Annotated in this window: 15 protein-coding genes and 3 pseudogenes; 13 read left to right on the top strand and 5 right to left on the bottom strand. The window is 57.3% G+C overall.

Going from position 1 to position 19,224, the window contains the following annotated elements; genetic code table 11:
* The 4 genes and pseudogenes from ATJ93_RS22040 to ilvC form a co-directional block, all read left to right on the top strand.
* Positions 1 to 397 (top strand): annotated as a pseudogene (locus tag ATJ93_RS22040) (archaea-specific SMC-related protein); the annotation flags it as partial.
* Positions 398 to 868: 471 nt separating this feature from the next.
* A pseudogene (locus ATJ93_RS22035) lies at positions 869 to 1,584 on the top strand (fumarylacetoacetate hydrolase family protein).
* 278 nt (positions 1,585 to 1,862) lie between these two features.
* Positions 1,863 to 2,107 (top strand): annotated as a pseudogene (locus ATJ93_RS24220) (RNA-guided endonuclease TnpB family protein); the annotation flags it as partial.
* Positions 2,108 to 2,207: 100 nt separating this feature from the next.
* Positions 2,208 to 3,212, top strand: a complete 1,005-nt coding sequence (gene ilvC / locus ATJ93_RS22025) for a ketol-acid reductoisomerase (RefSeq protein ID WP_120246816.1) — start codon at positions 2,208 to 2,210, stop codon at positions 3,210 to 3,212.
* Between the two features lie 424 nt (positions 3,213 to 3,636).
* Here ilvC and ATJ93_RS22020 read toward each other — a convergent pair whose 3' ends face one another.
* The gene (locus ATJ93_RS22020; RefSeq protein ID WP_120246815.1) at positions 3,637 to 4,848 is read right to left on the bottom strand and encodes an MFS transporter; all 1,212 of its coding nucleotides are present in this window, start codon (positions 4,846 to 4,848) and stop codon (positions 3,637 to 3,639) included.
* A 327-nt stretch (positions 4,849 to 5,175) separates the two neighbouring features.
* On the opposite strand from ATJ93_RS22020, the gene ATJ93_RS22015 reads away from it, so the two are divergent.
* Together ATJ93_RS22015 and ATJ93_RS22010 are read left to right on the top strand one after the other, a co-directional pair.
* Positions 5,176 to 6,327: a thiolase family protein gene (locus ATJ93_RS22015; protein WP_245977795.1), complete on the top strand. Its 1,152-nt coding sequence runs from the start codon at positions 5,176 to 5,178 to the stop codon at positions 6,325 to 6,327.
* Positions 6,327 to 6,656 (top strand): PhlB family protein, encoded by a 330-nt coding sequence (locus ATJ93_RS22010; protein WP_120246814.1) that lies wholly within the window; start codon positions 6,327 to 6,329, stop codon positions 6,654 to 6,656. The genes ATJ93_RS22015 and ATJ93_RS22010 overlap by 1 nt, the downstream gene beginning before the upstream one ends.
* Here the strand turns inward: ATJ93_RS22010 and ATJ93_RS22005 are convergent, their stop codons facing one another.
* On the bottom strand, positions 6,657 to 7,424 hold the full coding sequence (locus tag ATJ93_RS22005; protein ID WP_120246813.1) for an IclR family transcriptional regulator: 768 nt from the start codon (positions 7,422 to 7,424) through the stop codon (positions 6,657 to 6,659). It abuts the gene before it with no gap.
* 663 nt (positions 7,425 to 8,087) lie between these two features.
* Here ATJ93_RS22005 and ATJ93_RS22000 point away from each other — a divergent pair.
* The 3 genes from ATJ93_RS22000 (at position 8,088) to ATJ93_RS21990 (ending at position 12,421) form a co-directional block, all read left to right on the top strand.
* Positions 8,088 to 9,305, top strand: a complete 1,218-nt coding sequence (locus ATJ93_RS22000; RefSeq protein ID WP_120246812.1) for an MFS transporter — start codon at positions 8,088 to 8,090, stop codon at positions 9,303 to 9,305.
* A 44-nt stretch (positions 9,306 to 9,349) separates the two neighbouring features.
* Positions 9,350 to 10,600 (top strand): CaiB/BaiF CoA transferase family protein, encoded by a 1,251-nt coding sequence (locus tag ATJ93_RS21995; RefSeq protein WP_120246811.1) that lies wholly within the window; start codon positions 9,350 to 9,352, stop codon positions 10,598 to 10,600.
* Between the two features lie 201 nt (positions 10,601 to 10,801).
* Positions 10,802 to 12,421 carry a thiamine pyrophosphate-requiring protein gene (locus ATJ93_RS21990; RefSeq protein WP_120246810.1) on the top strand — a complete coding sequence of 540 codons (1,620 nt, stop codon included), beginning with the start codon at positions 10,802 to 10,804 and terminating at the stop codon, positions 12,419 to 12,421.
* Between the two features lie 43 nt (positions 12,422 to 12,464).
* Here ATJ93_RS21990 and ATJ93_RS21985 read toward each other — a convergent pair whose 3' ends face one another.
* The 3 genes from ATJ93_RS21985 to ATJ93_RS21975 form a co-directional block, all read right to left on the bottom strand.
* Positions 12,465 to 13,658, bottom strand: a complete 1,194-nt coding sequence (locus tag ATJ93_RS21985; RefSeq protein WP_120246809.1) for a CaiB/BaiF CoA transferase family protein — start codon at positions 13,656 to 13,658, stop codon at positions 12,465 to 12,467.
* Positions 13,651 to 14,445, bottom strand: a complete 795-nt coding sequence (locus ATJ93_RS21980; RefSeq protein WP_120246808.1) for an enoyl-CoA hydratase/isomerase family protein — start codon at positions 14,443 to 14,445, stop codon at positions 13,651 to 13,653. The genes ATJ93_RS21985 and ATJ93_RS21980 overlap by 8 nt, the downstream gene beginning before the upstream one ends.
* 170 nt (positions 14,446 to 14,615) lie before the next feature.
* Positions 14,616 to 15,044, bottom strand: coding sequence for a universal stress protein (locus ATJ93_RS21975; protein ID WP_120246807.1), 429 nt, complete (start codon positions 15,042 to 15,044; stop codon positions 14,616 to 14,618).
* 356 nt (positions 15,045 to 15,400) lie between these two features.
* On the opposite strand from ATJ93_RS21975, the gene ATJ93_RS21970 reads away from it, so the two are divergent.
* From ATJ93_RS21970 to ATJ93_RS21955, 4 genes are all read left to right on the top strand, one after another.
* The gene (locus ATJ93_RS21970; protein WP_120246806.1) at positions 15,401 to 16,405 is read left to right on the top strand and encodes a Bug family tripartite tricarboxylate transporter substrate binding protein; all 1,005 of its coding nucleotides are present in this window, start codon (positions 15,401 to 15,403) and stop codon (positions 16,403 to 16,405) included.
* A gap of 80 nt (positions 16,406 to 16,485) precedes the next feature.
* Positions 16,486 to 17,079: a hypothetical protein gene (locus tag ATJ93_RS21965; RefSeq protein WP_120246821.1), complete on the top strand. Its 594-nt coding sequence runs from the start codon at positions 16,486 to 16,488 to the stop codon at positions 17,077 to 17,079.
* Positions 17,080 to 18,582 carry a tripartite tricarboxylate transporter permease gene (locus ATJ93_RS21960; protein WP_120246805.1) on the top strand — a complete coding sequence of 501 codons (1,503 nt, stop codon included), beginning with the start codon at positions 17,080 to 17,082 and terminating at the stop codon, positions 18,580 to 18,582.
* A gap of 124 nt (positions 18,583 to 18,706) precedes the next feature.
* Positions 18,707 to 19,135, top strand: coding sequence for a cupin domain-containing protein (locus ATJ93_RS21955; RefSeq protein ID WP_120246804.1), 429 nt, complete (start codon positions 18,707 to 18,709; stop codon positions 19,133 to 19,135).
* Positions 19,136 to 19,224 lie beyond the last annotated feature (89 nt).

Raw genomic sequence — 19,224 nt, 5'->3', positions numbered from 1 at the left:
CGAGATTCTCGAGTACGAGAACATCGACCGGATCTGGATCGAACGCGTCGGCCAGACGGTCCGCGAAGGCCGGCGGAAGGTCGAACAGACGGCCTTCGACCTCCACATCGTCCGCAGCACCGAGGAGGGCAGCACCTACGAGGACACGATCAACCACTTGAGCGAGAGCGAACGCGAAGTGACGGGGCTGATCTTCGCGCTCGCGGGCTACCTCGTCCACGAGGTCTACGAGGAAGTCCCGTTCATGCTGCTCGACTCGCTCGAGGCGATCGACTCGGAGCGCATCGCCGCGCTGGTCGAGTACTTCGAGGAGTACACCGACTTCCTCGTTGTCGCCTTGCTCCCCGAGGACGCGCAGGCGATCGACGGCCGACACAATCGGATCAGCGATATTTGAGCAGTCTAACGAATCTCTAAACGATTCTCTAACACATGTGCTAGGTTTGATGTATCTGAAGCTCCTCGACTAGTGAGTTTTCGTTGAGATATTGATATGGTCTTTCTGCTATAGTAATATATAAAGTAATAAAATCATTCATGGACGCTCTTCCGACTGATTGCCCACGAGTTCTGGAAGCTATCAACACATCCTTTGTGGATCTGAACGCACTTTTTGTTAGGATATGGTTCGAGATGATTGATCTAATCGCTCAGTCAAACCAGGGAAGCCTACCCCAATCGTGGACAGTTATATTATCTGTTCAGCCATTCGCCGTTCACTAGGATCTATGCCGAGATAAACCTGAACGCGGTGGAATCGAGCAACGATTAGTCAATGTCGGGACGTGACTTCGAGACGATCGGTATCTATCCAATAGATTCAGAGTCGAACCGGTACATCTACTTTTTTGACTCACGACTTCCGGTAATGCGACTCGCGAGGATTGAGACTTCCGATGGTCCGGTTACTGGACAGTACCAAGACGATGTAGTCCACACCGCCGACGGTACCTACGAGGCCGGCATCGATGGTAATCTCCTTCTCGCTTGTGAGCCATCGGCGCTATATTGTGTCGGCCGCAACTACGCTGAGACTCTCGAACAGATGGAGTACGAACGACCCGAAGAACCCGACTTCTTCATCAAATCGCCCGCGTCCTTACGAGGACACGGCTCGTCGATCCGCTGTCCCGCGTCGAACTGACCTACGCCGGAGAGCTTGCGGCTGTCATCGACGAGCCCTATCATGATCTCTCGGAAGACGAGGTTTCAGAGGTCGTCCGCGGCTATACGATCATGGACGACGTTGATGCGCTTGACCAACAGGGCCGAACCGCACGAAAGGCCTTCGACGGCTCCGGACCGCTCGGTCCGTGGATCGAGACCGACATCGATCCGACCGGAATTGATATGTACACCTACGTGAACGACGAGCGCCGACAGGAAGCGAACACGGAGCTCGTGCTGTCCGATCCGTACGAAATCATCTCGTACCTCTCGAAGCGGTTCACGTTCCGTCCGGGCGACGTCGTCGCGTTCGGGAGTCCCGCAAATCCCGGACTCATCAAACCCGGAGATACCATCGAGATCACCTACGAGAACATTGGGACGCTCCGTAACCCGGTCGTGGGTGCCAACGAATGAGTGGCAAATTCCGGTCTCGCTCCGTCTGGGTGTCGATTCGACCGCGCTGTATCCGCTCTGAAGCGGAACGATCGTCTTGTTCAGAGCGAAATCTTACGATGACAGGTCCAGAATGGTCACGACAATAGTTGGATGGCAAGAGAGGTAGTCTGGCTCAGGACACTAGGATGACCTCCCTTGCCACATAGATTATTTATCGCCTCCGACATAAGTATGTCGCTGAGTCACGGTCTAGTTGAGTATCTCTGCTGGCATCTGTTGAGTCAATCTTACCGGCGAAACCGTTGTGGGTCCGTGAACACTCCTGTCCTGCCTGCGGGTTTGTGGCGAGAGGAACGCGAACACACCGTGGAACATTCTTTCTCGCAGCTTCGAAGACGAAGGAGTGGGACACTCCGAATTAACTCTTGTTGAGACTGCGCTCCCTGTGAATACGTCCGTATCTGCAAAGCGCGTCGTGAAAGCAGGAAGCCCTTCCCTCAAGGACCGAACGGTGTCAGCCATGAGCGGGTGGGTAGGGTAATTCACGTATAGAAGGGTTGTGACACCAAATAGGCGGGGTTACAGTATGGTACCGATAATTACTTGTTGCACTATAAATAACCCAAAATTGGGTTAGAATCATGACTAACAAGGAAGAGAATTCGTTCACGAGTCCCGTGTATTACGATGAAGATGCAAACATAGAGGCTATCAAAAATGAAACAGTTGCAATCCTTGGATACGGAAGCCAAGGCCATGCACAAGCTCAGAACCTTGCGGATAGTGGTATCGATGTGATTGTTGGTCTTCGAGAGAATTCCTCTTCTCGGAAGGAAGCGGAAACAGACGGACTTCGCGTTACTACTCCAGCGGATGCAGCTGCAGCAGCTGACAGAATCGTAATGCTGATTCCAGATACTGTCCAGCCATCTGTCTACGATGATATTAAAGCTGGCATTGAAGGAGGAAACACTCTCCAGTTTGCGCATGGTTTTAACATCCACTATAGGCAAATTGAGCCGCAAGAAAATGTTGACGTTACTATGGTCGCACCAAAAACTCCCGGCCATCTTCTACGGCGAACTTACAAGAGGGATGAGGGCACACCTGGGCTATTAGCAGTCTACCAAGATGCCAGCAATAAAGCCCATGAAAAAGCACTCGCTTATGCCAAAGCGATTGGCTGTACTCGTGCAGGAGTTATTGAGACTACTTTTCGTGAAGAAACAGAGACAGACCTGTTTGGGGAACAAGCCGTCCTTTGTGGTGGCGTAACTGAATTAGTCAATGCTGGCTTCGAAACCCTCGTTGACGCAGGGTATAGTCCAGAGATGGCGTACTTTGAATGTCTGAATGAATTGAAACTCATTGTTGATCTCATGTATGAAGGTGGGCACATGGAAATGTTGAACTCTGTTTCAGACACTGCAGAGTACGGTGCTCTAACGCGTGGTGAAGAGGTTATTAATCGCGATGCGATGCAGAGAATACTCGATGAGGTACAGACTGGGGAATTCGCGCGTGAATGGGTTACGGAGAATCAAGCAGATCGCTCAGTCTACAATCAGCGTCGTCAGACCGCACAGAATCATCAGATTGAGGATGTTGGTAAACGACTACGAGAATTATTTGTTTGGGATGAATAATATTAATCCTAATTAACACTCTATTTTGGATAACAGTCCTGTCTCTGCCTAGTTGCACCGCCGTAGCTCCAGCACAGGAAGATAGCGGCTCGTACCCAAGGTGCTTGAGCTGTTCGATTACTCCGCGTACAAGCAGCGAAAGGTTCGCTATTCATCGACTTCCGACACCGATGGCGACTCTGACGCTTTCGGGAACATCCTTGAGGGCGAGATTCTCCACTGCGTCACTCGTACGTGTAGAGATTTGATCGAATAGAATCGGATCGATTATCTACACCTGTTCGACTGGGCCGAGTCTCAGTAGTTCCGTCTCGTCGCCCGCTTTGAGCACTATCTCTTCCAGGACAGGATCTCTTCCGGGATAGGCAGTGAGGAATATGATTCCATACTCTAAAAAAGATGCCTACGGTGTGATACTATTCCGTTATTCAGATTTTGGGAGGGAGAGACTCGCGACGATGCTGATCGCGGCGACGGCGGCAAGACCGAAGAACGCGACGTCGAAGAATCCTCGATCGGCGATGGCGCCAACCACGACGGGTCCGGTTGCGCCGAGACCGATATAGACCGTCCGGAGTAATCCAAGTCCGGTCCCGCTGACGGTTTCGGGAAGTTTGTTTACGAGATACGTTTGCGTGAGCGGCGTTGAGCCGAGGAGCGTACTCGCAACCGTGGTCACCAGAACGAGTCCGAGTGTTCCGTGAACGAACGGAAGGATGCCCAGTGCAATCGTCGAGACCGCTGCGACGACGAGAAGCGTCGGACGAACGCCGAGTCGATCGCCACCTGCACCAGCCGCTGGTTGGACGAGGATGCCGATGACGAAAAACCAGCCGAACAGGGTCGCAGCGACACCCGGGGAAACTCCTTTTGCTTCGACCAGATAGGTCGGATAAAACCCGGTGAATCCCTGATAGACGAAAAACAACAAAAAGTGTATGCTACTTATGAGCAGTATCAACCGGTCCGTGATCGAATCGAGAACGTACCGAAGCGTCGAAAGCGAAAACGAGTACCCGTCGTTTCCCTCCGATACTCGACTGGGAATCGTCCAAAAGATGAGTGCAGCAACGAGAAAGAACGCCGGAACTGTTACCCCGAATCCGGCGCGCCACGATACCGCCGTTGCGAGACCACCCGCGATAACCGGTAATATGGCGTTTCCGGCTTCGCCAGCCGAAAGCGTCAACCCAATCGCAGTTCCGTCCTTCTCGTCGTATATCGCGGATAGAATCGTGAACCGGGCGGGTCCGAATAGCGCGGTCGAAAGTCCGAATACAGCCGTGGCTATAAAGAGCAGTCTTAACGTCCAAGAGACGGTGACGACAACGATCGCGAATCCGGAGCAGACAGTGCTCGCGACGAGTGCGTTTCCTTCTCCGATCCTGTCACCGATGATCCCACCGGGAAACTGCCCGAGGGCGTACGCGACCCAGAGGGTAGAAACCAAGAGTCCGATGATGGAAAAGTTCAGCGCGAATTCGTCGCGGATGTAGGGCAAGAGCGCGGGAAAGATCAGGCGCACCCCGAGAGAGAGGAACCATCCACTGGCGACACCGACAAGGATCCATCCCCGTCCACCGGTCCAGAGTTCGCTGGCAATACGGCGAACTCCGAATATTCGCTCACGAATCACGATACGGAGTATTTCGCGTCCCTCATTTAACGTTTCGTCTACCGTGTCTCGAAATCGAAGTTCTGTTGGCAGTCGCTCGCTTCACGATCTCGACCGCGTTCTGACGCACTAACAGCTAATAGGCCGAGAATCTCCGTCCACTGTTCAATTCTATGGACAGTGTCGAATTCACACGACGTCTCAGAGGCGGAAAACGTCTCCGTCAAGGCGACGAGGAGTGTGCGGCCGGTCGCGTAGTACAGTCCTATCGACGATATCTATAAATCTCCGGATCCGTTTACAACTATGTGTGCGATGGTTAGCCAAGACTATAGCTCACACGAGTCGATGAGATCGGCGTCCGGATTCGGCGTTCCCGGAGTCGGGATGACGGCGTTCCAAACCGCGGCTGATAGGTCGCTGCTCGATCTATTAGTTGCCGCGGCCGAGCGCGCGCTCGAGGACGGAGGATTGGATTCCGACGATATCGATTCGGTACACGTCGGAAACATGGCAGCGGAAGCCTTCAACGATGTCTCTGGACTCGCGAACGCTCTCGCCGCCGGTCTCGGGACGGACCGCGTCTCGGCCAGGCGGATCGAGAACACGAGCGCCAGCGGCGCGAGCGCGTTCCACGATGCGGTTGACGCGGTTCGCTCTGGTCGATCCGATGTCGCCCTCGCAGTCGGGGGAGAGAAGATGTCGGCGGCGGATACGGCGACTGCAACCGATATTATCAGCCGTATCACTCACGGAGCGGAGTACCAACAGGGAATCACACTGCCGTCGTTCGCTGGGTTGGCAGCGAATCGGTACCTGTCTCAGTACGGGGCCGATCGGCGTGATCTCGCACGAGTCGCCGTGAAGAACCACTCAAACGCAGCCGCGAATCCATACGCGCAGTTCGACAAACGGATCACGATTGATGACGTTCTCGACTCGCCCAAAGTTGCGACTCCGCTTCGACTGTACGATTGCTGTCCCACGTCAGATGGCGCCGCCGCGATTATCGTCGCGGCTGACGATATCGGCGACGTTACCGTTGAAGCCTGCGAAAGTGCAGTCGGCGTCCACGCTGTGGCCGACCGATCCGATCCACTCCGAATTGAAAGCGTACGCGCAGCCGGCCAGTCGGCCTACGATGCCGCGGGAATCGGACCCGATGACGTTGACGTCGCGTGTATTCACGATGCGTTCACCATCCTTGAGTGGCTCGAGATGGAAGAACTCGACCTGGCAGAGCGCGGCGAGGCGTGGAAATACACTCGCGACGGTCGGACGGACATCGATGGCGAACTCGCGGTGAATCCCGGCGGCGGGCTGAAGGCGCGCGGGCACCCATTGGGTGCGACCGGCATCTCACAGCTCGTCGAACTCGTTTGGCAGCTCCGATCCGACGTGCCCGACGAGCGGTCGACGGGCTCCCCCGGATATGGACTCGCTGTCAACGTCGCGGGATTCGGAAACAATAGTGTCTGTACGATCATGGAGGCAAGCTGATGACCGACGTCCTTGAGTGTGCTAACTGCGGACAGCGAACCTTCTACGAAAAACAGCGGTGCCTCGACTGCGGAAATGATACGTTCTGCCGTCGCGACCCAGGAACCGGAATGCTCCAGGCGGTCACCGCCGTCCACGTCACACCCGACGATGTGCGCGAGCCGAACCGACTCGGGCTCGCGTCGTTTGACGGGACGAATATTATCGCACAACTGGATGACTCGGTTCAGGTGGGTGAACTCGTATCGCTCGCAGAGGCGGACGCTCGGATCGGGACAGAGCCGTCGGTGAAGCTCGTTGCGGTGAACGAGAGCGACCGGAACGGCTGATTAGATAGAGTGTTCGATGTAGAGTTCCAGTTCGTTGACCGCGCTGAGGATCCGCTCCGGTAACTCACTCGTCAGGCGCTCTTCCTTCAGGCGGTGGGCAGGCCCCGATACGCTCAGCGCACCGATCACGTCGTCATCCGAATCTGTAACTGCGGCGCCGACGGCGTGGACACCTTCGGTCGTTTCCTGTCTATTAAACGCGTAGCCGCGTTCCCGGATCTGCTCGCACTCTTCGTTCAACTCTTCGCGGGACGTGATCGTGTTTTCACTCACCGCGTACAGCCCGTGGGTCTCGACGATCTCGTCGACACGCTCCGAGGGCATGTTCGCCAATATCGCTTTCCCCGCCGCGCTCGAGTGAAGGGCGCCGCGTCTGCCGGTGTGTGCGCCGGTCTGAACTGCACTCCGCCCAACTTCCGTGTATAGGTAGACGCGTTCGCCGTTCTCTTCCACGATAAACTGCGCTCGCTCTTCTGTTTCGCTCGCTAGGGTGTCGACTTTCTCTTTGATCATCGGGTACGCCGTCGTCTTGCGCTGAGCGATGCCGCCGACGGTGAGAAACTGCAATCCAACGTCGTAGATACCGTCTTCCTGAACCACGTAGTTGTGCTCGCGCAGGGTGACGAGGTGTCGATGGACCGTGCTCGGAGCGAGTTCGAGATATTCGGATAGATCGTCCATCGACGCCCCGTCGAGTTCACAGATTGCATCGACGATCCTGAGGGACGTCTTCGTCGTGTGCGTCCCGGATTTGGGTTTTCCTGCCATGGTTGGTAGTAACTCTCTCAGATAATAAATTATGGGACTATTTTGTGGCTCTCGGCGTAGTTTATCCACTTTATCGATTGATTTGAATATTCGAAATCTTCCTGCCAGAGGGGCTCCGGCGGCGATTTATCCGTGCGCCGCAGTACATCACTATAAGGGCGTGGACGAATTACACATGTACCTCTGTAATTGGATCACGTCGCTGGTAGATTCCTCTGAATAAGCGGATGACGGGGTAGGGCGGCGAAATAAGAACATATTGCCACTCGGTGATCGGCCCGCGAAGCGGTCGATAGGGGACTCTGTAACGATACGATCGAGCGTATCGACAGCAGTTGTCGCACTGTCTGCACGTATGAGACGGTGTATCGAACGAAACCTGATCCCGCTTGTTCGAATCGCTTAAAATCCACTACACGAGCGGCTACCAACGTATATTTCTCATTTAGATATCGGGTATATAGAATAAAATTCTCGCTGCTCCAGAAGAATATATGCAATCACACCCCGATATCTCGGGTGAATTCGATTATCGGGGATCAGTTGGTGGGGGAGGCCATTCGGAGTGACTTCCCCGCGGGGAACTGGTTAAGTACATCCGGAACATACTCTTGCTGGCATGACAGTTGTTCCTCATCCGCCCGAACACGGTGGTGAGCAGTGATGGATGAGAACGATCGATCTATCGCGGGGTTCACCATGCTCGCCCACGGAATCTTTCACACGTACGAATTGAGCATTCCGCTCTTTATCGTAATTTGGCTGAATGTATTTGACGTCTCCGCGTTCGTATTGGGGGTAGTCGTCAGCGTGGGCTATGGACTAATCGGCGTTGGGGCGATACCCAGCGGCGTCCTGTCGGATTCGTACGGCTCCCGATCGTTGATCGTCGCGTCCGTGGTTGGGATGGGAATCGGCTTCTTTTCGCTCGCGCTGGCTCCGAACGTCTTTGTTCTCATGGCAGCTATTATCGTCTGGGGCGCCGCCGCGAGCATCTACCATCCGGCCGGACTCTCGCTGATCAGTCGAGGAGCGGAACAACGAGGGACCGTGTTCGCGTACCACGGCGTCGGCGGAAACATCGGAACTGCATTCGGTCCGCTCCTCACCGCCCTCCTGTTGGTCCTGTTCGACTGGCGGTTCGTGATCGTCGTACTGACCGTCCCCGCGATCGGCGTGGTCGCGTTTGCCACCATGATTGAATTCGACGAGAACGCTGCAGTCTCGTCGGACGGCGGTGAATCGGAAACCGAGAATCTCAAATCGACGATCGCCGACTCCAAACTCCTGCTCAGTACGGGATTTCTCCTCACGTTCTTTGCGATCATGCTCTACGGAACCTACTACCGGGGGCTCCTGACGTTCCTTCCGGATATGATTGGTGAGCTTCCACAGTTCGAAACGTACGTGATTTTCGGACGGGAAGCCGAACCCGCGCAGTACGTGTACACCGGCATACTGATGATCGGCATTCTCGGCCAGTACGTCGGCGGTCGAGTCACTGATCACGTCCGGACGGAGTACGCGTTCCTCGCTTGTCTATCGGCGCTTGGAATACTCGCGTTCGTTTTTATCCCGTTCAGCGGATGGGCGCTCGCTCCGTTCCTGCTCGTCTGCGCCGCGTTGGGGTTCAGTCTGTACGCGACCGCGCCGATCTACCAAGTCGTGGTCGCCGAGTACGCGGCAGCCGATATCCACGGACTGTCGTACGGATACGCCTACCTCGGCATGTTCGGATTCGGCGCGGCCGGTGCGGCGCTCGCTGGATGGATACTCACGTACGCCAACGAATCCGTCCTTCTCGCAACGCTCGGCGGACTCGCACTTCTCGGCGCTGGAATCGTTCTCTCATTGTTAGTGCTCTCGCCAAACGGAGACTGACTAGCACCAAAATTTAATACTGTCTTTCCATACTTTGTCACTGCATGGCATTGAGAGCCGATAGTGCGATCCTCGAAGACGTTACTGTAGTCGACCTGACGACGTTCGTGACGGGCGGATTCGCGACGTTGATGCTCGCGAATCAGGGCGCGGAGGTAATCAAGGTTGAACGCCCGGAAGCCGGCGACGACAGCCGACACTCCGGACCGCCGTTTGTCGACGTCTCCGACTACGACGGCCCAGGAACGTCGGCATCTCCGAACGGCGAATCGCCGTATTTCTGGACGGTCAATTATGATAAACGGAGTGTTGAACTCGACCTCAAATCGGACGAGGGATTGGAAATATGTCGTGAGTTGATCGCCGAAGCCGACGTGCTGGTGGAGAACTTCCGCCCAGGAACCGCGGAACGGCTCGGTCTCGGGTACGACGAACTCCGGGAGGAGAACCCCGAACTTGTCTACTGCTCGATCTCGGCGTTCGGCGAAACTGGACCCTGGAGCGACCGTCCCGGATACGATTTGCTGATACAGGGTATGAGTGGAATCATGAACGTCACCGGTCCGGAAGATGGCGACCCCGTTAAGGTCGGTCTTCCGCAGACGGACTTGATCACGGCGATGTGGTCGGCGTTCGGTATCGTGACCGCCCTCTACCGGCGTGAACGAACCGGGACCGGAGAGCGCGTCGAACTCGGAATGTTGGACGCGGCATTGCCGTGGCTCACGAAGCAGGCCGCGAAGGCGTTCGTCGGTGACGAACCCGAGCGAATGGGCACAAAAGATCCCGTGCTCGCCCCGTATCAGAGCTACCCAACCGCGGATGGCTACCTGAACGTCGCCTGTGCGAATCAGAAACTCTGGAAGCAACTCTGTCGAGAGATCGACCGAGAGGATCTGGTCTCAGATCCGCGGTTTGAGACGAACGCCGATCGTGTCGAGCACATGGACGAACTCGAGGAAGAACTGTCCGAAACGTTTACGCAGCGACCGACGGCGGAGTGGGTCGAACTGCTCGCCGACCAGGCCGGACTGCCAGTCGGGCCCGTCTACGACGTCAGCGAGGCGCTGGAGAACGAGCAAGTGGAAGCGAGGGACGTGATCGATACGATTTCCCATCCGGCGGCCGGCGAGATTCCGATCTTGGAGCATCCGTTGAACTTCGAGCACGCGGAGAACGGGTTCAACGACGCCCCACCGCTCCTCGGCGAGGATACCGAAGCGGTCGTCGAATCGCTCGGGTACACCGAGTCGGAAATGGAGGAATTCCGTGAGAAGGGGGTCTTCTCCGGGTGACTTCCGAATCGAGCGCTACGAACGGATCTGTTGACGACTGAACGCAGCCGACTGCGGGATAGCAGTATCCGAAGTCGGATCTCTGCCGATCTTGTCGCTACGAATCGCTGTCAGAAATTTCGTAGCGAGCCAGATGTAGGATCAACGAAAGTTTTATTAATGCAGTCGGAAAATGGAGCAAGTGATTCGTAAACTAGTATCATGGACGTCAATCGAGCAATTGCGCACATCCTGAAGGAAGAAGGCGTAGAGTATCTATTCGGATTTCCCAGCAACCCGCTGTTCGACACGGGAGCGGCCGAGGAGGTGGGAATTCGCACGATCATCACGAGACAGGAGCGAACGGCGGTCCATATGGCCGACGCTATCGGACGACTGACCTCCGGCGAGGGGATCGCCGCGTTCGCGTGCCAGCACGGACCTGGAACCGAGAACTCAATCGGTGCAGTCGCTCAGGCGTACGGCGAATCCGCACCGCTGGTCGCGATTCCCGCTGGATACGACGAAGCGAAGACGGACGTCGATCCGAAGTTCAATTCGCTGATCAATTATCAGCAGGTGAGCAAATCCACGGAGCAGCTCACCAGTCCCGAGGCCGTCGGCGAGACGATGCGGCGCGCGTTTAGCGCGGCGCGAAACGGCCGCCCGCGTCCCGCTGTCGTCGAGGTTCCGAAAGACGTCTTCTACAAGGACGTCCCCGGCGAGCTCGACTACCAGCCGACCTCCTCAAGCCGTCCCGGTCCGGATCTGGACGGGGTCGAAGAGATCGCCGAAGTTCTCCTCGATGCCGATCGACCGGTGATTTTCGCTGGCCAGGGGGTCCACTACGCGAAGGGGTGGGAGCCGCTTCGCGAACTCGCCGAAACGCTCGAGGCGCCCGTTGCGACCAGCCTCAATGGGAAGAGCGCGTTCCCGGAAACGCACCCGCTGTCCCTCGGTGCCGCCAGCAAGAGCGAGCCCGGTCAGCTCGCGCACTTTGTCAACGAGGCCGACGTAATCTTCGGGATCGGCTGCAGCTTCACCGACACTGCGTACGGGCTCACCGTCCCGGAGGGTAAGACGATTATCCACTCGACGCTCGATCCGACGGACGTCGACAAGGACGTTACGTCCGAGTACTCGCTCATCGGGGATGCGAAACTGACTCTGGAGGCGCTGGTCGAGGAAGTCGACAGGCGTATCGACGGCGACTCCCGCGGCCGATTCGACGACGTCACTGACGAGATCGAGTCAGTCAGACAGGAATGGCTCAACGAGTGGCGGCCGAAGCTGAACGCCGACGACGTCCCGATCAACCCGTATCGGGTCATCAACGAACTCACCGAAGTCGTCGACGCCGAGGACGCGATTATCACTCACGATGCGGGGAACCCGCGGGATTTCCTCGCGCCGTTCTGGCAGTCGACCGAGCCGCTCTCGTACATCGGCTGGGGGAAGACTACACAGCTCGGCTACGGACTCGGGCTGACGATCGGCGCGAAGCTCCTCCATCCGGAGAAACTCTGCATCAACCTCATGGGAGATGGCGCGATCGGAATGACCGGCCTGGACTTCGAAACGGCCGTCAGGGAGGACATCCCGATCCTCTCTATCCACCTGAACAACTTCGAGATGGCGGCATACGATACACCGTTTTCCGGGAACTTTTCCGAGGTCGGGAAGGCCCTCGGCGGATACGCCGAGCGCGTCGAAGACCCGGACGAGGTCGCACCGGCCCTCGAACGAGCGATTGAGAAGACGGAGGAGGGAACGCCGGCGCTGCTCGAGATCATCACCTCGAAGGAGACCGAACTCTCCCGACCCGACCTAGAGTACCAGTAGTAAATCGAGTATCGCGAGAGCCAGCCGGATTGCAACTGACGACTCAGTCACCGAACGCTCCGTTTTCAGTCCACCGGTCCAGCGTCGTCTGGTCGTCCGCGACTTCCTCGAAGACGTCGTCAGTATGCTCGCCGAGCCGCGGCGCCGGCTCAAAATTGGCTGCCTTGTACTCAGGGAAGTTGATCGGGTGTCCCGGTAGCAGGCAGTCGCCCCAGTCTGGATCCTCATGTTCGACGACGAGGTTGCGAGCCCGCGTTTGATTGTACTCGACGACGTCCGAGACGTCGTTGATCGGCCCACACGGGAACCCGTACTCTGTCAGGCGCTCGAGCCAGAACTCGGTCGACTCCGACTCGAGTTCCGATTGGATGATGTCGACGACCGTGTCGGAGTGTTCGCGCCGTTCGTCGTTCGTTTGATACTCGCGGAGTTCCTCCCGACCGAGGAGGTCGACGAAGTCATCCCACCGATCGTCGCTGGGGACGCCGGTGACGATTGCCCCGTCGGCCGTGTCGAACCGCTGGTAAGGGACGAGGGTCTGATGGGTGACGCCCTGCGGCCCGGGGACGGATCCGTCCATCGAGTATTCGGTGAGATACTCGTTCATTAGCGTCACAATGGAATCGAACAGTCCAACGTCGAACTTCCCGGTAAACTCATCAGTGTCGGTTCGATCCCGCTCGTACAGCCTCGCGAGGACGCCTATCGCGGCGAACATACCCGTCGTCAGGTCGCCGATCGCCTGGCCGACCTTCACCGGCTCGCCGTCCTCCGGGCCGGTGACGCTCATGATCCCGCCTTCAGCCTGCAGGATGAGATCGAGTCCCGGCTTCTCCTTCATTGGGCCGGTCTCGCCGTACCCTTTAATGCTCGCGTAGACGATTTCGGGGTTTCGCTCGCGAACGTCGTCGTAGCCGATGCCGAGTTTATCCGTGACGCCGTACCCGAAGTTCTCGATGAAGACATCCGACTCCGCGAGGAGTTCGAGGGCCGCTTCTCTCCCCGCGTCCGACTTCAGATCGAGCGTCACGGAGCGCTTGTTGCGGTTGTTCGCCATGAAGTACCCGGACTTCCCGTCGGGCCCGATCCCCTGCGACCGCGCTGGATCGCCGACGCTGGGACGTTCGATTTTCACGATGTCGGCCCCCATGTCGGCGAGGAGTGCGCCGCAAAACGGTCCTGCCCGGTGACCGGTCATCTCGACGACCGAAACGCCGGAGAGGGGTCCGTCAGTCATCGGCCTCCCCCTCGTTGAACTCATCGACGAGCTCGCGCCGCTCGTCGGTTGCGAACTGTTCCCACCAGATTTCCGCTTCGCGCTCCCGTGCCTCCTCAAGGCTCTTGGCCCGGGACGCGATATTGAGCGCCCGCTTCGAGTTTTTCACGGCTTTTCGGCCGGTATTCTGGATCCCAGAAACGATCTCGTTGACGGTTTCCTCGAGTTCCGATCTAGGAACGGCGTGATTGATCAGCCCGATACGTTCCGCTTCGGCCGCGTCGATCATTCCCGCGGTGTATACGAGTTCCTTCGCTTTCGCTTCGCCGACGAGTTCGATGGCTCGCCACGTCGAACCCCCGGTTGGGATCTGTCCGATGTTGGCGGTCGGAACGCCGAACTTCGCGTCCTCCACCGCGACGCGGATGTCGCAGTACATCGCGAAGATGAGTCCGCCGCCGACGCAGTATCCGTTGATTTTTGCAATGACCGGCGCGTGGCACTCGTAGGGCTTCTGGTACATCTCGTAGAACAACTCCTGTCGGTCCCGCTGGAGGGGATCGTGCTCCTCCGCTGGACCAGCGTACTGCGAGATATCTGCACCGGCGGAAAACGCGTCCTCACCTTCCCCCGTGATGACGACCGCATCGATGTCGCGATTTAACTGGATCTCGTCGAAGGCACGTTGCAGATCAAGCATGACCTCGTTGTTGAGGGCATTGTAGACTTCCGGTCGATGAAATTCGATCTTGGCGATCCCGTCGTCGATCTCGAGAGTAATACTCTCGTAGGCACTGTAACTGACCATACTTCACCTCATATAGCTCGAAATGCGGCTAAAAAGATTGTGGTGTGATACCAATTGATGACCGCGAACGATCTTCGGTCGGTTCGGTCCGACCGCTGCGAACCGAGGTTCGGTCCGTTCGATCGAGACTTTGTCGACTCTCGATCCGAAGGGCTCGCCCGGTAGCTCGATTACTCGCCGCGGATCGAGACGACGGGAATAGACGCGTTCAGCAGAATTGACTGCGCGACGCTGCCGAACAGCGCCTTGCCGACTGGCGATCGGTTTCGGCCCGCGACGACGATGTACCTTGCTCCTTTGTCCTCGGCGTAGCTGACGATCTCGTCCGCGGGATTCCCCATGAGGCCTACGGGCGTCGCGTCGACGTCCGCCTCGTCGATGGCTTCAGCCGCGATGTCTTCCGCGATCTGTATTACGTCCTGCGTCGGAATCGTTTCGCCTGTCTGGCTCACGTTCGTTCGCTCGAGGGAGACGAACTCGTCTCGCGTGAGCACGTGAACGACTTGGATCCGTTCGCCGAACGCGTCGCCTAGCTCACGCGCCCGAGAGACCACATGGGGTGCCGCATCGGATCGATCGACTGCTGCAATGACAGTCATAGCTACTCTCTCGTTCTCTATCCATAAAGGATTTACCCGCATTCGGTTCCGTTGGCTGGTGAATCGCTCCGTTGGGGTAGATCGGCTTGTCGTCTCACTCTTCAGCCACACTGAGACCGTCGCTGGCTGACGGTGCAGAGACATCCGATTCCAGCGCTAGCACTAATATCTCTGCCTCTCAGGATGAAAAGAAGGGGTATCTTTATAATTGTCGTCTTTGATCATGTACGTGTGGCTCCGGGACGTGGTATCGATTAACGCATAACGGGGCCCGTGGTCCGATAAGCATGTCCGACAGAAACCACCGCGCAAATCCGACAGCAGCGAGCAGATCAACTCGGCGACGGTTCCTCAAAGTGGCCGGCGCCGGAACAGCCGTATCGCTAGCAGGCTGTCTCTCGCAAGAGGGACCAGGATCCGAAGGGGGTGAAGACTGGGAACCGTCCGAGACGATGCGATACATCGTCCCGTACGACGAAGGCGGTGGGACCGACGTGTACGCTCGCGGTATTGTCGAACCACTGACTGATGCGATGGGACAGGATATCCAGATCGACAATATACCCGGCGGCGGCGGTCTCAACGGCTTCGGTGAACTCTACTCGTCCGAACCGGATGGACACACGATCTCGGGGAGCGCCGTCCCGCTCGAAGTGACGCCGCAGTTGCTCGAGGATCCCGGGTTCGACCAGCGCGAACTGGAGGGACTCGGTATTATTGGTCGATCAACGTGGTGTCTCATCGTCAACGAAGAATATGAAGGGGAAGTTGAGACGTTTGACGATGTCAGGGAGAAACACAACTCCGGTGAGTGGGAATCGATCGGCATTCAGGAACCGGGGAGTCCGCAGCATATTATGACGCTGCTGGCGAAACACGAACCGGAGTACGCCGACGAGTACGACTGGCAGTGGGAGGAACAGGTGCAGTACACGGGTACCGGTCCGATCGCAGAGGCAGTGACCTCTGGCGAAGTGCCGTGCGGGATCGGGACCGACGCTGGGACGCGGCCTAACGTCGATTCCGGCGGAGTGTATCCGGTCTGTACGTTCTACAGCGAGGGTACCGACGTGTATCCCGATATTCCGTCGGTCACCGATGAGGGATACCCGAGCATGGACTTCGTTGCGGGTGTGAACCGGGGTCTGTACGCGCCACCGGAGACGGAGCAAAACATTATCGACGAACTCGCGAGTCGAATTGAAGAGGCGACTCAGGACGATCGGTACGAAGAGTGGTCTGAGGAAACCGGGAATCCGATCTTCTTCGAAGGTCCTGACGCCGCTAATGCGGCCATCGATGACGCCTTCGAGGAGTTCCAAAACCTGAATATCGTCGATCTCGTCGAGGAGCACTCCTAGTTCGCCGTTCGCTTCCTTCCCCTTATATTATAAATATGATGATAAAAAACATTAAGAAAAAAGTAACAGCAGAGCACATAATGCTCGTTGTTCTGCTCGGGCTGAGCGTGCTCTTCATGGTCGAGCCGGTCGTCGAGGATTACCCCGACGACGCCAGAGTGTTCCCCCAGCTGACCGCAGCGGTCGTTTTCATCGGCTCGGTGCTATTACTACTCCGAAACTACCTCCCGGAACCGCTTCACATGTTCGTCGCCGAGAGCGTTTCAATCGCGAGTACCGATACCTCAGAGATCGCCGAGGGAGAAGCGGAGTTCGAAGAGCCGGAACCAGCCGATGAAAACGAGGAGTACACGAAAGAGACCCTTGGAAGTCAGTACGGTTACGAGGTAAACGAAACGGCGTTTATGGTCGTCACGGCTATACTGTACTTCGTGGGTGGCTGGGCCGCCGGCTTCCTCTTCGTGACACCGATCTATATCCTCGGCTACACGCTCTGGTTCCGCGTCAATCCCGTTATTAGCGTCGTGCTCGCTGTGCTAGGGACAGTTATTATTTACCTCTTCATGACGTACCTCGTCCTCCCGTTCGATCAAGGTCACATCTTCGATTTCAGCCCGTTCCTGCCGCTGCTGCTCGACGGAGTGTCCGCGCCGATCATCGGAGGTGGTCCCTAAATGACGGCAGTTGAGGCCTTCTTCGAAGGACTGTCGATTGCACTAAGCTGGCCAACGGTCGGCTGGCTCGCGGTCGGGATGATGCTCGGGATCGTCCTCGGGGCGTTACCGGGAATCGGTTCGCCCGTCGGGATGGCGATCGTGTTACCGCTCACGCTCCCGCTGGACTCAACGGCCGCGATCATCCTCTTGGCGGCAATCTACAGTGGCGCGATGTTCGGCGGTTCGATCGCTGCCATCCTCCTCAACGCTCCGGGAACGGAGTCGGCCGCGGCGACGACGCTCGACGGGTATCCGATGGCGCAGAACGGCCTGGCGAAGAACGCGCTGGCGATCGCGACGACGGCGTCGGCGTTGAACGGTTTCGCTGCGGCGATACTCCTGATAATCCTGTCGCCAATCCTCATCGAGGTCGTTCTCGCGTTCGGTTCGCCGGAGTACTTCCTCCTCGCCATCCTCGGAATCTCCCTCATTACGATCGTCACACAGGGATCGATCGTTAAGGGGATAGTCGCGGGTGCGCTCGGATTCATGATATCGACGATCGGCACCGCGATCCTCAGTCCGCGTCCGCGCTTTACGTTCGGGCAGTTCGGACTCTACAACGGGATCGATTTCGTCGCAGCGCTGATCGGGATGTTCGCGTTCGCCGAAATGATGAAGCTCGCCACGCAGAAACAGATCTCCCAATCCGATCTCGATATCGGTGGCAGTGTCCGCGAGGGGGCGAAGACGGTGTTCAAGTACCCCATGACGACGCTCAAATCCGGACTGATCGGGATGGGGATAGGAATGATTCCCGGATCGGGTGCGACGACGTCGACGTTCGTCGCCTACGCGGAAGAGGCCCGTTCGTCCGCTAAAGACGGAAAATTCGGCGACGGGGATCCCCGCGGCGTCATCGCACCCGAGGGGGCGAACAATCCGACGGTTAGTGGTTCGCTCATTCCGACTCTGTCGTTCGGCATTCCAGGGAGTGGTTCGACCGCCGTTCTGCTCGGTGGAATCCTGATGCACGGGCTCCAGCCAGGTCCCGTCCTCTTCGGCGAACAACTCCACATCACGTACGCGCTGTTCATTTCGCTGTTCCTCAGCAACGTCCTTATCATCCTCGTCGGGCTGACGGTGATCCCGTACGCGAGCAGGATCACCGAGATAGACACGACCCTGATCATCCCAATGGTCGTCGTCCTCTCGTTCGCCGGGGCGTATACGCTCAACCAAAACTGGTGGGATGTCGGCGCCGTCATTGTCCTCGGCATCCTCGGATTCTATATGGTTCGCTACAACTACTCGGTGATCGCGTTCGTCCTCGGCATCGTGCTGGGCCCTATCGCTGAAGAGAACTTCTTCAGATCATTACAGATTTCCGGCGGCGAATATACGATCTTCGTCGATCCGGTAAACCAGCCGCTCTCGTTCCTGCTGTCCTTCGCGATCTTTGCGGTGCTCTTCGGCCCCTTCCTGAAGGGGCGAGCACAGCGTCTGCTCGATCGAGCATGAGGACCACTCCTTTCTCGCCCCTCGCATTACTGCTGCTCGAGTTGGACCGTTCCGCGTTCTTTCGGAGTGTCGACGGTTTCTCGGCACCGAAAACTTCTCCCGTTCGAACGTCAATTGGTATCTCATGGTAGACGGCTGGAAGCGTATCGACGTTACCGATCTCGAGACGAATCTGGAGAAACCGGGCGAGCGTTGGGAACTGTCGCCGCAGTTGGGGATCGACGACTTCAATTTGAACGTCGCGACCCTCGAGTGCGGCGAGCGGCTCTCACAGAATCACTTTCATTATCACGAGAATCAGAAGGAGCTGTTCTACGTCGTCGACGGCTCGTGTCGGGTAGTGACGTGGGAAGATCGGTTCACGATGTCCTCGGACGAACTCGTCGTCTTCCAAGAGGGAAAAGACGGCGCACACGTCGTACACAATCCATTCGAAGAGCCGTGTAAACTCGTCGCGATCGGCTGGCCGCCGGACGGACGGTATCCGGTTCATCAGCTCAGATCCCTCGAGGATGTGCGTGACTCGTTGCCGGAACCGACCGATTCGCCCTGACGATAGAAGGAGGTGCATAAGAGCAACGATTGCCGATCCCAAGCCCCACGCCGACGTCAGAAATCGAACCGCTGTCCACGGAAGCGTCG

The organism is Halopiger aswanensis (assembly GCF_003610195.1).
In the GTDB taxonomy this organism is placed as follows: Archaea; Halobacteriota; Halobacteria; order Halobacteriales; family Natrialbaceae; genus Halopiger; species Halopiger aswanensis.
The sequence above is the reverse complement of the archived record's forward strand: the minus strand, read 5'-3'. Positions and strand labels throughout refer to the sequence as shown.

Coding starts and splice junctions, on each gene's coding strand:
- ATJ93_RS22010 (WP_120246814.1), top strand. CDS start 6,327: ATGACCGACGTCCTTGAGTGTGCTAACTGCGGACAGCGAACCTTCTAC.
- ATJ93_RS21960 (WP_120246805.1), top strand. CDS start 17,080: ATGACGGCAGTTGAGGCCTTCTTCGAAGGACTGTCGATTGCACTAAGC.
- ATJ93_RS21985 (WP_120246809.1), bottom strand. CDS start 13,658: ATGACTGACGGACCCCTCTCCGGCGTTTCGGTCGTCGAGATGACCGGT.
- ilvC (WP_120246816.1), top strand. CDS start 2,208: ATGACTAACAAGGAAGAGAATTCGTTCACGAGTCCCGTGTATTACGAT.
- ATJ93_RS21975 (WP_120246807.1), bottom strand. CDS start 15,044: ATGACTGTCATTGCAGCAGTCGATCGATCCGATGCGGCACCCCATGTG.
- ATJ93_RS21990 (WP_120246810.1), top strand. CDS start 10,802: ATGGACGTCAATCGAGCAATTGCGCACATCCTGAAGGAAGAAGGCGTA.
- ATJ93_RS21955 (WP_120246804.1), top strand. CDS start 18,707: ATGGTAGACGGCTGGAAGCGTATCGACGTTACCGATCTCGAGACGAAT.
- ATJ93_RS21965 (WP_120246821.1), top strand. CDS start 16,486: ATGCTCGTTGTTCTGCTCGGGCTGAGCGTGCTCTTCATGGTCGAGCCG.
- ATJ93_RS22005 (WP_120246813.1), bottom strand. CDS start 7,424: ATGGCAGGAAAACCCAAATCCGGGACGCACACGACGAAGACGTCCCTC.
- ATJ93_RS21980 (WP_120246808.1), bottom strand. CDS start 14,445: ATGGTCAGTTACAGTGCCTACGAGAGTATTACTCTCGAGATCGACGAC.
- ATJ93_RS22000 (WP_120246812.1), top strand. CDS start 8,088: ATGGATGAGAACGATCGATCTATCGCGGGGTTCACCATGCTCGCCCAC.
- ATJ93_RS21995 (WP_120246811.1), top strand. CDS start 9,350: ATGGCATTGAGAGCCGATAGTGCGATCCTCGAAGACGTTACTGTAGTC.
- ATJ93_RS22015 (WP_245977795.1), top strand. CDS start 5,176: ATGAGATCGGCGTCCGGATTCGGCGTTCCCGGAGTCGGGATGACGGCG.